Origin of the sequence: Nocardia sp. XZ_19_231 (assembly GCF_015355705.1) — a bacterium.
Classification (GTDB): Bacteria; Actinomycetota; Actinomycetes; order Mycobacteriales; family Mycobacteriaceae; genus Nocardia; species Nocardia salmonicida.
The window spans coordinates 1022630-1037736 of sequence record NZ_JACUZI010000003.1 but is presented as its reverse complement, the minus strand read 5'-3'; the positions used below and the strand labels follow the sequence as shown (position 1 = coordinate 1037736).

At 68.2% G+C, this 15107-nt stretch carries 13 protein-coding genes; 2 read left to right on the top strand and 11 right to left on the bottom strand.

All coding sequences use genetic code 11. From position 1 onward, the window contains the following. Window positions 1-2: 2 nt before the first annotated feature. The 6 genes from IBJ82_RS17995 to IBJ82_RS17970 form a co-directional block, all read right to left on the bottom strand. Window positions 3-551, bottom strand: a complete 549-nt coding sequence (locus IBJ82_RS17995) for a Na+/H+ antiporter subunit E (RefSeq protein WP_228537178.1) — start codon at window positions 549-551, stop codon at window positions 3-5. Further along, window positions 548-2143: a Na+/H+ antiporter subunit D gene (locus IBJ82_RS17990; RefSeq protein ID WP_194826989.1), complete on the bottom strand. Its 1596-nt coding sequence runs from the start codon at window positions 2141-2143 to the stop codon at window positions 548-550. Before IBJ82_RS17990 ends, IBJ82_RS17995 begins: the two co-directional genes overlap by 4 nt. After that, window positions 2140-2523, bottom strand: a complete 384-nt coding sequence (locus tag IBJ82_RS17985) for a Na(+)/H(+) antiporter subunit C (RefSeq protein ID WP_194826988.1) — start codon at window positions 2521-2523, stop codon at window positions 2140-2142. The genes IBJ82_RS17990 and IBJ82_RS17985 overlap by 4 nt, the downstream gene beginning before the upstream one ends. Then, the gene (locus tag IBJ82_RS17980; RefSeq protein ID WP_194826987.1) at window positions 2520-5309 is read right to left on the bottom strand and encodes a Na+/H+ antiporter subunit A; all 2790 of its coding nucleotides are present in this window, start codon (window positions 5307-5309) and stop codon (window positions 2520-2522) included. The genes IBJ82_RS17985 and IBJ82_RS17980 overlap by 4 nt, the downstream gene beginning before the upstream one ends. A gap of 114 nt (window positions 5310-5423) precedes the next feature. Further along, entirely contained in the window at window positions 5424-6701 is a 1278-nt protein-coding gene (locus IBJ82_RS17975) for a hypothetical protein (RefSeq protein ID WP_194826986.1), read from the bottom strand. Between the two features lie 76 nt (window positions 6702-6777). Further along, window positions 6778-9033 (bottom strand): AAA family ATPase, encoded by a 2256-nt coding sequence (locus IBJ82_RS17970; RefSeq protein ID WP_194826985.1) that lies wholly within the window; start codon window positions 9031-9033, stop codon window positions 6778-6780. Window positions 9034-9110: 77 nt separating this feature from the next. Between IBJ82_RS17970 and IBJ82_RS17965 the strand changes: the two genes are divergently transcribed. Continuing rightward, window positions 9111-9575: a hypothetical protein gene (locus tag IBJ82_RS17965; RefSeq protein ID WP_228537177.1), complete on the top strand. Its 465-nt coding sequence runs from the start codon at window positions 9111-9113 to the stop codon at window positions 9573-9575. A gap of 13 nt (window positions 9576-9588) precedes the next feature. Here IBJ82_RS17965 and IBJ82_RS17960 read toward each other — a convergent pair whose 3' ends face one another. The 5 genes from IBJ82_RS17960 to IBJ82_RS17940 all read right to left on the bottom strand — a co-directional run bounded on the left by IBJ82_RS17960 (window position 9589) and on the right by IBJ82_RS17940 (window position 14592). Continuing rightward, entirely contained in the window at window positions 9589-9936 is a 348-nt protein-coding gene (locus IBJ82_RS17960) for a UBP-type zinc finger domain-containing protein (protein WP_194826984.1), read from the bottom strand. Further along, entirely contained in the window at window positions 9929-11386 is a 1458-nt protein-coding gene (locus IBJ82_RS17955; protein ID WP_194827228.1) for an ATP-binding protein, read from the bottom strand. The genes IBJ82_RS17960 and IBJ82_RS17955 overlap by 8 nt, the downstream gene beginning before the upstream one ends. Window positions 11387-11397: 11 nt before the next feature. After that, the gene (locus tag IBJ82_RS17950; protein ID WP_194826983.1) at window positions 11398-13065 is read right to left on the bottom strand and encodes an FAD-dependent oxidoreductase; all 1668 of its coding nucleotides are present in this window, start codon (window positions 13063-13065) and stop codon (window positions 11398-11400) included. Between the two features lie 120 nt (window positions 13066-13185). Continuing rightward, window positions 13186-13377 (bottom strand): hypothetical protein, encoded by a 192-nt coding sequence (locus IBJ82_RS17945; protein ID WP_194826982.1) that lies wholly within the window; start codon window positions 13375-13377, stop codon window positions 13186-13188. A gap of 189 nt (window positions 13378-13566) precedes the next feature. Then, a complete protein-coding gene (locus IBJ82_RS17940; RefSeq protein WP_194826981.1) occupies window positions 13567-14592 on the bottom strand; it encodes a beta-ketoacyl-ACP synthase III in 1026 nt (341 codons plus the stop codon). Between the two features lie 237 nt (window positions 14593-14829). Between IBJ82_RS17940 and IBJ82_RS17935 the strand changes: the two genes are divergently transcribed. After that, entirely contained in the window at window positions 14830-15102 is a 273-nt protein-coding gene (locus tag IBJ82_RS17935) for a GlsB/YeaQ/YmgE family stress response membrane protein (RefSeq protein WP_194826980.1), read from the top strand. Window positions 15103-15107: the final 5 nt, after the last annotated feature.

The window sequence follows — 15107 nt, the reverse complement described above, 5'->3', positions numbered from 1 at the left end:
GGTTACACCTCCGGTGGGGGGTCGACGCGGCGACGTTCGCTCGGTCGTTCGAAGGCCTTGATCATCAGGTGTTCCAGACGTCGGGTGGTGCGGTAGAACTTCGCGACCGCTTCGTCGCTGCCCACATCGAGCACATGGACGTAGACCACGCAGCGCTGGCGGTCGAGTTCGAGGACCATGGTGCCGGGGATCAGGTTGAGCAGGTCGGTGCACATCACCAGCACCAGATCGGACTGGATGCCCAGGTGCACGCGCAGCACGCCCGAAACCGGCGGTCCGCTGGGTCGCAGCGCGAACCAGGCCACCTGCAGGCTCGATTCGAGCGAGTAGTAGACGCTGACAGCGATCAATTCGAGGAACGAGAGCGGATGGAAGCGCCCGGCCACCGGGACCGACGGCAGTGGCAGCGCGACGATCACGATCAGCGCGACCACGACGCCGGCGAGCGCGTTGGCGAGACTCCAATCCCCCCAGAGCGCGACCCAGACGGCGGTGAGCCAGAGCAGTACGCCGATGCGAAGGGCGTTGTCGCGGTGAATGAATCGGCTCATCGTTGCTCCGGTCCGAGCACGGAGTCGATGTAGACCGACGGGTGGTCCAGGTCGACGGCGGCACGTTCGGCGATGCCGAGGATCGGCCCGGCGAACACGGTGAGCGCGAGCCCGGCGCAGACGAGCCCGACGGTGGCCAGCACCATCAGTACCGGCATCCGGCCGGGATCGGTGCGGTCCTCGTAGTGCACATCTTGCGAATCCTCCACCAGGGTCGGCAGATTCGCCGCGGTGAGATGGCCTTCCGGCGCCTCTTCGCGCGGTCGCCAGAACGCTTTGCTCCAGACCCGCGCCACCGCGTAGAGCGTGAGCAGGCTCGTGACCACCGAACCCCCGACCAGCACCCAGGCCAGGACGCTGCCGTCGGCGGCACCGGCTTCCAGGAGCGCGACCTTGCCGATGAATCCTGAGAACGGCGGGATACCACCCAGATTCAGAGCGGGGAGCAGGAACAGCATGCCGAGGAGCGGACTCGCGGTGGCCAGGCCGCCGATCCGTCGCAGCGACACCGACCCGGCTTGGCGTTCGATCAGTCCGACCGCGAGGAACAGCGCGGTCTGCACGAGAATGTGGTGGGCCACATAGAACACCGCGCCGGTGAGCCCGGCGGTGGTGGCGAGGCCGATGCCGAAAACCATGTAGCCGATGTGGCTGATCAGCGTGAACGAGAGCAGTCGCCGGATATCGGTCTGCGCGATGGCGCCGAGGACACCGATGAGCATCGTCGCCAGCCCGCACACCAGCAGGATGTCGTCGAACGCGCCATCGGGGAACCAGAGTGTGTGGGTGCGGATGATCGCGTACACACCGACTTTGGTGAGCAGACCCGCGAACACCGCGGTGACCGGCGCCGGCGCGGTGGGATAGGAGTCGGGCAGCCAGCTCGACAGCGGGAACACCGCCGCCTTGATCCCGAACGCGACCAGCAGCACCGCGTAGCAGGCGGTGCGCACGCCGCTGGGTGTCGCTTCCAGACGCAGGGCCAGTTGCGCGAGATTCAGGGTGCCCGTTGCCGCGTAGGTGAGGCCGATGCCGATCAGGAAGATCAGCGACGACACCATCGACACCATCACATAGGCGATGCCGGTGCGGATCCGTTCCTCGGTGGCGCCGACGGTGAGCAGCACGAACGAGGCGACGAGCAAGATCTCGAAGCCGACGAACAGGTTGAACAGATCACCGGCCAGGAACGCGGTCGACACGCCCGCGGTCAGAATCAGGTAGGTGGGACGGTAGATCGAGGTCGGCTGGTGTTGGTCACCGTCGGAAATATTCTGTCCCGCACCGTAAATGGACACCACGAGGAGCACGAAGGCCGAGACCAGCAGCATGGCGGCGCTGAGCCGGTCGACGACGAGGGTGATGCCGATCGGGGTCGGCCAGCCGCCCACCTGCACGGCGGTGGTGCCGTCGCGGTCGGCGAGGTAGAGCAGCAGCCCGCTGATCACCAGCACCACCGACAGCGCCGTCAGCGTGATCATCGCCTGGAGGCGCGGGCGTCGGCCGAACACCAGGGTGGCCGCGGCGGCGAGCAGCGGAACCAGCACGGGCAGTGCGGCGATGGTGGGCAGCAGATCCGGGGACAGGGTCACTGTTCGGGATCCTCGCGTTCGCGCCGGGCGGCGACCTGGGCGTCCTCGGGGTCGTTGGTCACGTCTTCGGTGGTGGTCAGCATGTAGGCGCGATAGGCCAGCGCGAGGACGAAAGCCGCCAGGCCCATGGTGATCACGATCGCGGTGAGCACCATCGCCTGTGCGAGCGGGTCGGCCATGCCGTCGGGGGAGGTGTCGGGGCTGCCGAGGATCGGTGGTTCGCCGTCCGGGCCGCCCATCGTGAGGATCAGCAGGTTCACCGCGTTGCCGAGCAGGATCATCCCGAGCAGCATCTTCGACACCACCCGCTCGAGCAGCAGGTAGACACCGCACGCGGTGAGCACGCCGATGGTGACGAGAAGAACGAGGTTCGCGGTCATACGAGTTCCTTGTCCAGGCGGGCGCCGAGGCTGCGCAGCACGTCCAGCACCAGCCCGACGATCACCAGGTAGACGCCGAGATCGAAGAACAGGGCGGTGACCAGTTTGATGTGGCCGAGCAGCGGCAGCGTCACCTCGATGATCGCCGAGGACAGCGGAGGTGCGCCGAGCAGCAGCGATGCGGTGGCGGTGCCCGCGGCGAGGGCGAGGCCCGCCCCGAGCAGGTGTCCGGCGTCGACCGGCAGCGCTTCGCCCAGTTCGTATCGGCCGCCCGCGAGGTAGCGCAGGGTCAGGGCCAACCCGGCGACCAGGCCACCGGCGAAGCCGCCGCCGGGCGCGTTGTGGCCGGAGAAGAAGAAGTACACCGACAGCACCATGATGGTGGGGAAGACCAGGCGGGTGGTGATCTGCAGGACCATCGAACGGTCGCGCCGGTCGAGCAGGCGCGCCGCGGGCAACCAGCTCACCGCGTCGGGGTCGTAGTTCGGTGAGTCGGCGGCGCGCGGCGCGCTGCCGAAGCGGCGGCTGCGGAAGACCAGCGACGCCACGCCGGTCGCGGCGACGACGAGCACCGAGATCTCGCCGAGGGTGTCCCAGGCACGGATGTCGACCAGCAGGACGTTGACCGCGTTCTTCCCGCCGCCCATTCGGTAGGCCGCATCGGGGATGGCTTGCCAGATCGGGTTGCCATGCCTGGCGGCGATGGCGAACGCGGCGAGGACGGGAACGGTGATGCCGACGCCGATGGCCAGTAGCGCCCGGCGGAATTTGAACGCCGTGCCCTGGCTCGCGGCGATCTCCGCGGGGAACGCGCGCAGCACGAGCACGAAGACGACCAAAGTCAGTGTCTCGACCAGGAATTGGGTCAACGCGAGATCGGGTGCGCCGTGCAGCGCGAAGATCACGCCGCTGCCGTAACCGGTCACTCCGACTACGAGCACGCTGGCCAACCTGTTGCGCAAGACGGTGGCGGCCAACGCCATCGCGATCATGATCGCGCCGATCGCGGCCTGCAACGGTGAATCCCACAGTCGCAGTTGCACTCCCGTCCGCGTGCCGACGGCGAGCATGACCGTCGGCAGCACGATGAGCGTGCCGAGGATGGTGGCCTGACTGGCGGGCAGCGAACCCGACTGCACGGTTCCGGTGATGCGCAACGAAAGTCGGTCCATCGCGCGCAGGGCCGCGTCGTAGTTGCGATCGGCGTTGCCGAGACGCGGGTGCGCGGGTTCGCCGATCCGGCCGCGGATCAGGAACAGGGCGACACCGGCCACGACGATGACCACCGTCAGCGCGAGCGGTCCGGTGAAGCTGTGCCAGAGGGCGAGATGGGTGTCGAGGACGCCGGGCAGCGACTCGGCGTACGGGCTCAGCCATCGGTCGACGGCCTGGGTGTCGAGCCCGCCCGCCAGCCCGGCCACCGCGAGCACCGCGGGCGGACTGAGCAGCAATGCTCCGGGTGCGTGCCAGGTGACCTCGCGCTCGGGATTGGCGGTGACGCCGAAAGCGCCCCAGACGAATCGGATGCTGTAGGCCACGGTGAACGCCGAACCGAGCGTGACCCCCGCCAGCAGGGCGAACCGCACCGGTGGGCTCAGCACATCGGCCGACCACAGCGCGCCGAGCGCCGACTCCTTGCCGACGAATCCGAGCAGCGGTGGCAGTCCGGCCATGCTGAGCGACGCGAGTACCGCGATCGCGCACAGCACCGGCGCACGCTGCCCCAACCCGGATAGTCGGCGCAGATCTCTGGTGCCCGCGCCGTGATCGATGATGCCGACCACCATGAACAGGCACGCCTTGAACAGCGCGTGCGCCACCAGCAGCGTGAGCCCGGCCAGCGCCGCGTCGGGGGTGCCGATACCGACCATCGTGATCATCAGACCCAGCTGGCTGACGGTGCCGAACGCCAGCACCAGCTTCAGATCGTGCACCTGGATCGCCCGCCACCCGGCGAGCAGCATCGTGCCGATGCCGAGCGGCAGGAGCATCAGATGCCATGGCGGTGTCTGCGCGAGCGCGGGCGCCAGCCGGGCCACCAGGTAGATACCGGCTTTCACCATCGCGGCGGCGTGCAGGTACGCACTCACCGGCGTCGGCGCCGCCATCGCACCGGGCAACCAGAAGTGCAGCGGCACGATCGCCGATTTACTGATCGCCCCGAGCAGTACCAGGCCGATCGCCACCGACACCGCGCTCCCCGACGGAACAGCGCCGGCCGCGAGCACATCCGAGAACAGGAAACTGTCGTAGCGGAGCCCGAGGATGACGATCCCGACCAGCATCGCCAGCCCGCCCGCACCCGTCACCAGCAGCGCCTGGATCGCGGCCCTTCGGCTGACCGAACGCTCGGCGTAGTGGCCGACGAGCAGGAACGACAGCACCGTCGTGATTTCCCAGAACACGTACAGCAGGAACATGTTGTCGCTGGTGACCAGCCCGAACATGGCACCGGCGAATCCGGTCAGCTCGGCTGCGAACACCCCGAGCCGGGCTTCGTCACGCTCGAAGTAGCGACCGCAGTAGGCCAGGATCAACGCGCCGATGCCGAGCACCAGCGTGGACATCACCGCGGCGAGGGAATCGAAACGCAGATCGATGTTCATCGAGATCTGCGGCGCCCACTGCACCTGCGTGCGCACGGTGTCTCCCCAGTGCGCGATCACCCACCCGAGGCTGCCCAGCGGGACCAGCGCCAGCAGATAGAAAGCGTTGCGGCCCAGCACTCGTACGCACAGCGGGGCCAGCAGGGCGGCCAGTGCGTGGACGAGCAGAACGGCTAGCAACTCCCCCTCCGTCGGGTAGGTAGCGGTCGAGTAGCGCGCCCCGATCCTACGGGCGCGAGCGCGAGGTTCGGCGACACCGAGGTTGTCGCGTCGGCCATGTCGTGTGCGGTGTGGCTATGGCTGACTCGCCCGCGGCGGCGTGGCGGGCCGGATCTGGTACAGCACCGCGAGCCCGACCGCGGCGCCGACGATGATGGCCAGCGCGACCTGGCCGGGCACCCGCTCCGACACCGCGACGCTGCTCGTCGGCCAGTGTCGCTGCCCGGTGGGAATCGCCCACAGGATCGACGGCAGATACAGCGCACCGAGCCCGAGCATCGCGCTCGGCAGGTAGCTGACCCGGAGCGAACCGATGGCGAAACCGGCGACACAGGTCACCAGCACCACCCCGGCCGTCCACACGAACGCCCAGGGCAGGAATTCGGCCAGTGCGGCGAAACCGCAGATCGCGGCGGCGCCGAGCAGCGCGCCCCACGGTGTCGGCCAGCGCAGGCCCGCCAGGATGGCGCCGACACCGACGACGAGAACGAGGAGCAGATGCCAACCGAGACTCGGTGCGTCACCGAGCGAATCGGCGGCCGCGGCCACGCTCACGGCGACTAGGACGCCGGTGCCGTCGCGGCCGGGCAGCAGTGCGGCGGCGGCGAACGCCGCCACGAGCGTGACGATCACGGCGAGCGCGATCCGCCAGGAGTTGCCCTGTCGTTCGTCGAACTCGCGACCGAGCCAGTCGGTGGCGATCAGCAGCGACAGCGACAGCACGGTGGTGGCGATGATCGGGGTGATCGGCAGATCCGCCGCCATCCGCGGTATCGCGGGCAACATGATGCCGTGTCGGTGTCGCGCGGTGTTCACCGCCAGCAGCACGACCGCGGCGCCGATGAGCCAGTGCGGGGTGTGCACGGCTTTGTCCGCCGTCGCCGTGGTGTTCGAGGTGAACACCGCGACGACTTGGCCGTACACGAACACGACCAGGACCCCGAGCCCGAAACCGACCGCGGACCAGCGCATCCGCCACGCGCAGATGCACAGCGCGCCGAACAGCACCCCGCCGCACAGCGAGTCGATGTAGTTCTGGGTGGTGAGTACATCGGCGGAGGTCATCGCCTGCCCGATGAAGTAGTTGATCGCCAGCGCCGCCGCCCCACCCGTCGCGGTGAGCCAGATCAGCCCCGGTCGGGTGATCGGCCTTGACAGCACGGCGACCACGACAGCCACGATGAGACCGAGTGCGGCCGCGCGGGGAACGCTGTTGATCAGGCTGGTGACGCGGTAGGGGGAATCGATCGCCGAATCCTCACCGAAGCTGAACGGGAGGAACAGCGACATCCCCGCGACCGCGGCCCCGGCGAACGCCGTGACCGCGTCCAGACCATCACCGATCTTGGGCACCGTATCGACGATACCGGCGACTACCCCTCCCACCTGGGATGTCGTGTCCGGATACCTGGGCGGCGAGTTCCGGAGATCAAGCCCTGCTCTCGGCGTAGCGGCGCAGCGATTCGACCTGCGCGGGGTCGAGGGACGGGCGCACGGTGGCGCGGGCGGCGGCCACGTCCTCGGCGGTGACGTCCGCGGCGGCCATATCGCGGCGCAGCGCCGAGAGTGCGGCTTCACGGAGCAGGGCGGCACAGTCGGCGGCCGAGTAGCCGTCGAGATCTTCCGCAAGGGCGGCCAGGTCGACATCCTCGGCGAGCGGAACCGAGCGGCCCGCCGTGCGCAGGATCTCGAGCCGCGCCGGGCCGTCCGGCGGTGGGACGAAGACGAGGCGGTCGAGTCGGCCAGGCCGCAGCAGTGCGGGGTCGATCAACTCGGGGCGGTTGGTCGCGCCGACCACCACCACATCGCGCAGGGGTTCGACACCGTCGAGTTCGGTGAGCAGGGCGGCGACCACCCGGTCCGACACCCCGGAGTCACTGCTCTGGCCGCGCCGAGGCGCGAGCGCGTCGACCTCGTCGAGGAAGATCAGCGACGGCGCCGAGTCGCGGGCCCGCTGGAACAGTTCGCGCACCGCTCGTTCCGAGGAGCCGACCCACTTGTCCATCAGCTCAGCGCCTTTCACCGAGTGCACGCTGAGCTGACCGGTACCTGCCAGTGCCCGCACGAGGAAGGTCTTGCCGCAGCCGGGTGGCCCGTAGAGCAGGATGCCGCGAGGCGGTTCGACGCCGAGGCGGGCGAACGAGTCGGGGTGGCGCAGTGGCCACAGCACCGTTTCGGTGAGTGCCTGCTTGGTCTCGACCATGTCGCCGACGTCGTCGAGGTCGAGCGATCCGATCGCCAATTCCTCTGTCCCCGAACGAGACAGCGGGCGGATCACATCGAGTGCGCCGATCAGGTCGTCCTGGGTGAGTGCTGGTTCGGTGTGTTCGCGGCTGGCCCGGCCCGCCGCGCGCACCGCCGCTTCCCGGCACAGTGCGGTCAGGTCGGCCACCACGAAACCCGGTGTGCGCGAGGCGATGACCTCGAGATCGAGTTCTCCCGCGGGTACCTTGCGTAGCAGCTGTTCGAGCAGTGCCCGTCGAATCGCCGCGGTCGGCAGCGGAAGTGCCAGTTCGCGGTCGCACAGGTCCGGTGCCCGTAGCCGCGAATCCACCTGCGTCGGATGGGCGGTGGTGGCCAGCAGCGCGACACACGGCGCGCGCACCGCGGCGCGCAGCTGGTCGAGAATGAGAGTGGCGACGGGGTCGGCCTCGGCGGGCAGCAGTGCGTCGATATCGGTGATCAGCAGCACGCCGCCCTGTCCGGTGGCGACATCGGCCACCGCCTCGGCGACCTCACGCAGCCGGGTGCCGCTCTCGGTCGCGCCGACGCTCGGGCCGTCGAGTTCGACGATGCGACGTGGTGCGGCAACAGCTTTGGCGAAGGTTGCCTTGCCGCCTCCGGCCGGACCGGTGATGAGCACGCCGAGGTGCGCCGGTGCGCCGAGGGTCTTGAGCAACTCGGGTTCGTCGAGCGCCAAGCTCAGCCATTCGGCCAGCTTGGCCGCCTGGCCCTGCACCCCTGCCAGGTCCTCGATCTGGACCGGCGTGCTGCCCGAACTCACCTTCACGGCGGCAGGTTCTTGCTCATCCGACTCCGGAACCCCTTGCTGCCCGAGCGCGCCGGACCTATTTCCCGACGGCTGCCGCGTGTCGCCGTTGCGTTCCAGGGTGTGTTGGGTCGCGGCCGCGCCCGCACCCCAGCCGACGGCCGAATTCGTTTGCACGCTCACCGGTCCCGGCATCGGCTCGATCGCCGTGACGGTGAGCAGTTCGGTGGTCCAGGCGATGCCGAAGGCACGCGAGAGCGCCTGCGTGGCCGCCGAGGAACTGATGTCGGGTCCGAGATCGCGCGGCAGCAGCGACACCGTGTCACCGACGGTCACCACTTTGCCGAGCAGCGCCTGGCGCAGCGTGGCTGCCGCGATGCTGGCCATCGCGTGCGCCGAGCCGCTCAACGAGATCTGCCTGGCGCCGAAGACCGTCACCGGGGCCACCGTCACCGCCGCGTTCTCCCGCAACCCCACGTTCGACAGCGTCACGTCGTCGAGCAGGGCCACTCCCGGCGGACTGTCCGCGGGCGCCTTCGCCACCACCGCCGCGGTCCTGCGCGCGCCGATCAGGGCGATGCCGTCCCATTCGCGCAGACCGAGCGCGGTGAGCGTCTCGGGGTGCAAGCGCACCACCCCGCGACGAGCATCGGCTGCGGAGGGGTTGAGCCGGGCGGTGAGCGAAAGTTCAGCCACCGCCCCATTCTGCCGCGTCGCGGCGCGATCAGGAATCGATAGGCTGACCGCAAGGTCAGACGGCCATTCTGGCTGACATGACGAACTATCGCCGCAAGTCGGTACGCTGCACCGGACGCGCCGGAGGTGCCGGCGCCGCGATCTACCGGGGAAAGCAGCAGATGAACCGAATCTCCCTCGCCGTTCTGGCCGCCGGGGCACTGACCCTGACACTGGTCGGGTGTGGTTCCGGCGACGACTCCGCCGACGCGAGCGGGCTGCGCAAGGGCACGCCGAGCTCCAGCGCGCCCGCCACCACCACAGCGCCCTCCTCGAGCGCGGCGCCGACCTCGGCCGCCACGAGCGCCGACATCACCTGCACGCAGTTCAAGTCGCTCGACGCGGACGGCGAGAAGAAGGCGATCGACAAGATCCTCGCGGAGAATCCCGGTGGGCCGTTCGAGGGCAGCCCCAACGTGGCGCTCAGCACGGTGAAGCTGGTCTGCCTCGTTCCGGCCAATGCCGACAAGCCGGTCGCCGACGCCGCCGGGATGAAGCCTTAGTCGCTCGGCTCGGTCAGCTCAGGAGTGATTGCCAGTTCGCGGGCACCCGCGAGACGGGGCCGGGCACGGACTGATCGGTCGGATGGCTGGTCGGCGGGGCGAGTTCGGGACCGTCGCTGTACATCTCTCCACTGGAGAAGTTGTAGAACCAGTCCTCGCCCGGTTCGTAGCTCTGCATGAACGGGTGCGAGGTGGCCTCGAAATGCTTCGTCGCGTGCTTGCTGGGGGAGCTGTCGCAACAGCCGACGTGCCCGCATTCGGCGCAGCGGCGCAGATGCACCCACCAGCCGCCGCTCTCGTCACACTCGACGCAACCGGCGCCGCTGGGCGGCACGCTCGGATCGATCCCCGCTTCAGCCATCCTGACCTCCTGTAGTAGGTGTGCTGACATCCTCCGCTGTCGGTCGCAACGGTAGGCGGACGATGAACCGCGTGTTGCCGGGTTCCGACTCGACCCGGATGTCACCGTTGTGCTTGTTGGCCACGATCCGGAACGAGATGTCGAGGCCGAGGCCGGTGCCGTCGCCGACCGGTTTGGTGGTGAAGAACGGCTCGAAGATGCGACCACGCGCCTCGGGGGGAATGCCCGGTCCGGTGTCGCCGATCTCGACGGCGGCGCAGTCGTTCTCCTTGAAGGTGCGGATCGTCAGGGTGCCCTCGCCGCCCATCGCGTAGACCGCGTTGTCGATCAGGTTGGTCCACACCTGATTGAGTTCGGCGGCGAAGCAGGGGATCGGCGGCAGGCTGCGGTCGTAGTCCTTCACCACACGGACGCCGTCACCGAGTTTTCGGTTGAGCATCACCAGGGTGGAATCGAGCAGTTCGTGCAGGTCGACGACCTGATACGGCGCGCGATCCATCTGCGAATACTGTTTGGCCGCACCGACGAGGGTGGAGATGCGGGTGGTCGAGTCGAAGATCTCGTTCATCAGCAACTCGGTCTCGATGGTGTAGTTCAGCCAGCGCACGGCGCCCTCGAACACCGGCGCCTGGCACGCTTCCAGCGTCGCGTGCACGCCCTCGAGCCAGTCGGTGTCCAGGCCCGCCTGCACGAAGGTCGGCGCCAGATTCCAGCCGTCGGCGATGCCGCGCTGTTCGAACCAGTCCGCCAGCGCGTCCTCGCGATCGGCGGCTTCCAGCGGGCTGAGGTCGGGTGCCTTGGCGACCTGGTCGGCGGCCTGCTCCTGCATCTCGACGAGCTTGACCAGCGCGTCGGCCGGGAACTTGCCCTCGGCCATCATCTTGAGCTTGTGCCGCATCCCGGCGACGCGTTCGCGCAGGCCGGAGGTGGCGCGCACCGCGGCGGCGGCGGGATTGTTGAGCTCGTGGGTGAGCCCGGCCGACAGCGAACCGAGGGCGAGCAGCCGTTCCCGTTCGGCGATCCGCTGGCTCGACTTCTGTCCGCCGAAGAACGCGCCCTCGAGCAGGTGCACGGCCATCGGGAACCATTCGTGCATGATCCTGGCGAAATCGGCCGCGTCGATGACCAGGAACCGGGAGCGGCGCAGCACGTACATCGAGCCGTTGTAGTCCTGGTTCGCCCGATCGCCCAGATAGGCCATCCAGGCGCCCGCGTACACCCCGCGATGGTCGGTGCGGTTGATCTCGATCTCCATGCCACCGGACAGCTTGGTGAGCCGCACCTCGCCGTCGATCAGCACGTAGAAGCAGGTGGCCGGTTCACCCTCGCGGAACACCGGGCCCGGGTCGACGTACTCGATGCGCCCGATGTCGCACAGTTCGGCGAGCTGGTTCTCGTCGAGCTTCTCGAACAGGAACAGCGTGCGCAGTTCTTCCGGATCGCAGATCATCGAGTCCTCACTCACGCCAGATACCGGTGGACGAGCATGACCGCCATCGCGCCCTCACCAACCGCCGAGGCGACCCGCTTGGCGGATTCGGCGTGCACATCGCCCGCGACGAACACACCGGGGACGCTGGTCTCGAGGTGCTGCGGCGGGCGTGGCAGTTCCCAGCCGGGTGGTCGCGCGCCGTCGACCATCAGGTCAGGTCCGGCCAGCACATATCCGGCCGCGTCACGGGTGACGACGCCGTCGAGCCAGGCGGTCTGCGGAGCGGCGCCGATGAACAGGAACAGGCGTTGCGCGTCGACCTTGTCTTCGGTGCCGGTGCTGTTGTCGCGCAGGATGATCCGTTCCAGATGCGTGTCGCCGTCGGCGCCGACAACCTCGGTCTCGGTGTGCACCACGATGTTCGGAATACCCGCGATCTGGCGGACGAGATAGTGCGACATCGACCGCTCCAGCGAGTCGCCCCGAACAACCAGGTGCACGCGACGGGCATTGCGGGACAGGAACACCGCGGCCTGCCCGGCCGAATTGGCCCCGCCGACGATGTAGACATCCTGGTCGGCACATTCAGCCGCCTCGGTCATCGCCGATCCGTAATACACACCACGCCCGGTGAATTCGTCCACGCCCGCCGCCGGATGACGTCGGTAGTCCACGCCCGTGGCGATCAGAACCGTGTGCGCGCACAGCTTTCCGCCATCGGCGAACCGCACCGTGCGCGCCGAACCGTTGACCTCGAGCGCGACCACATCGCGAGTGGTGATGATCTCCGCGCCGAACTTCGCCGCCTGCCGCCGGGCCCGATCCGCCAGCTGCGAGCCCGATACCCCGTCGGGAAATCCGAGGTAGTTCTCGATCCGCGAGCTCTGCCCCGCCTGTCCGCCGGTGGCCGTGCGCTCCACCAGTACCGTGCGCAACCCCTCCGAGGCGCCGTACACCGCCGCGCCGAGCCCGGCAGGCCCGCCGCCCACCACGATCAGATCGTAGAAATCCCCACTGGGTTCGACGGTGAGCCCGACATTTTCGGCGAGTTCGCTGTCGGTCGGCTGGATCAGCGCGATGCCCGCGGCCGTGATCACCACCGGACAGGTCAGCGGATCGGCGCCCGCCGCCTCCAGCAGCCGGGTGCCCTCCGGTTCGTCGACCGGGTACCACCGATACGGCAACTGATTGCGCGCCAAGAACTCTCGCACCTGCGAGGACCGCGGCGACCATCGATCGCCGACGACCTTGGTCTCGTACACCGGCCGTTGCTCGGCACTGCGCCAGACATCGAGCAACCCGTCGATCACCGGGTACAGCTTCTCCTCCGGCGGATCCCACGGCTTGAGCAGATAGTGGTCGAGATCGATGACATTGATCGCGTCGATCGCGGCATCGGTGTCGGCGTAGGCGGTGAGCAGTACCCGGCGCGCGTACGGGTGCAGGTCCATCGCCTGCTCGAGGAATTCGATCCCGTCCATGCCGGGCATCCGGTAATCGGCGATCAATACCGCCACGGGCTGCCCACGCAGTTTCATCTCCCGCAGCGCCTCCAGCGCCTGCTGCCCCGATTCGGCCCGCAGAATCCGGTAGTCGGCGCCGTAGCGGCGGCGCAGATCGCGCACGACCGCCCGGGAAACGCCGGGGTCGTCGTCAACGCTCAGAATGGCCGGTTTGGTTACCGAGGGAGTGCTCACGTTTCGAGTATCCCCCTGTCTCGGGCCGGGCATCCGACGTGTGTCTTCCGAGGGGCCCGCCCTGATCTGGACTGAGTGGAGGGTGCGACGAAGGAGTGCCCGGAGGGCCCCGCTCCAAAATTACAGCTGGTGGTGCAGGACCAGGTCGAGCTCGGTCGGGGTGAGCAGGCGTTCGAGGCGTTCCTCGCGTTTGAGACGGGTGCCCCGCGGCACGAGCGCGCTGGGGAGCGCGAAAGCGTCGTCCGATCCGATGCTCGGCAGGAGCGGGACCTCGTTGATGTGCCTGCGTGGCAGGAGTGAGCGCAGTTTCACGGCCGATCACCTCGGGTTGACGACGGGAACGCTGGAGGCTGAGCTTCGTCGATCAGCAAACGTCGGTAGCGAAAAGTTTGCCAGCATGTCCGAGTTGGTGCAAGCGGGACAAGGTGGACACGGCGAGCCAACCGGTAGGTGGCCTGCTTCGGCGCAGGCCACCCCGGTTATGTGAGATTTGCTGATCAGCTATTTCCAGGCGGGCAGCGTGACAACCTGTGCCGCATAGGACAGCCCGGCGCCGAAGGCGATCAGCAGCGCGGTGTCGCCCGGCTTCGATTCGCCCTTGCGCAGCAGCGCCTCCATCGCGAGGGGGACCGACGCTGCCGAGGTGTTGCCGGCGTCCTCGATGTCGTTGGCGAGCGCGCAGTGCTCCGGGAGTTCGAGCACCCTGGCCATGATCTCGATGATCCGGCCGTTGGCCTGGTGCGGGATCATCGCGTCGAGATCACCGGCGGTCAGGCCCGCACGGTCGATCGCGTCGCGGCAGACCTTCTCCAGCGAATGCGCGGCCCAGCGGAACACCGCGGTGCCCTCCATCGTGAGGTAAGGGCGCACCGCGTCGGTGCCCTTCTCCTCGATCTCGTCGAAGAACTCCACCCAGTCCTTGGTCTGGCGGATGGCGTGGTGCTGGGTGCCGTCCGAACCCCACACGGTCGGGCCGATGCCCGGTTCGGCGGACGGGCCGACAACGACCGCGCCCGCGCCGTCGGCGAACAGGAAGGCCGTCGCACGGTCGGTGAAGTCGATGGTGACGCTGAGTTTTTCGACGCCGATCACCAGCACGTGATTCGAGGTGCCGGCCCGGACCAGGTCCGATGCCATGCCGAGCGCGTGGCAGAACCCGGCGCAGCCCGCCGAGATGTCGAAGGCGGCCGAGCCGGTCATGCCCAGCTCGGTGGCGATGCGTGGCCCGATTGCCGGGGTGAGCACCAGATGGGTCGACGTCGCCACGATGACGCAGTCGATCTGGTCGGCCTGCACCCCGGCGGCGGCGATCGCGTCGCGTGCGGCGGCGACGCTCATGGATTGGATGGTTTCCTCGTCGGAGGCGAAGCGCCTGGTGTTGATGCCGGACCGGGTGCGGATCCACTCGTCGCTCGAGTCGATCGGCCCCGCTAGCTCGTCGTTGGTGACCACCCGGGTCGGGCGGTAGACGCCCAATCCGAGGATCGCGGTGTGCTCTGCACCCGTCGTCTGGGCGATTCGAGCCATTGTGAGTCTCCTATGTACCTGTCAACCTGCGGCAGCACCGCTGGGTGTACCCGAAGCATCGAAATCTGTCCCTCATCGCCCGCGGCCCGTGCGTGGACGCCATGTGAACGCTCAGACATGAGGCATCCTCATATTACGCCTCGGATCGTGATCTCAGTGTCGATTGTCACAAGGCAGCCGGGGGTATCTTGGTGACAAGGCGTTTGCTCGCCGGCCCATCGAGGAATCGAGGACACCATGCTCGGACTCGGCATCATCAGTTGGATCATCATCGGCGGTCTGGCCGGTTGGATCGCGAGCAAGTTCATGAAGACCGACGCACAGCAGGGCATCCTGCTCAACATCGTGGTCGGGATCGTCGGCGGTCTGCTCGGCGGATTCCTGCTGAGCCTTTTCGGCGTCGATGTAGAAGGCGCGGGCTGGATTTTCAGCTTCATCACCTGTCTGGCGGGAGCCTGCGTGCTGTTGTTCCTGGTGAAGCTGGTCACCGGGCGTAGATCGGTCCACTGACCACG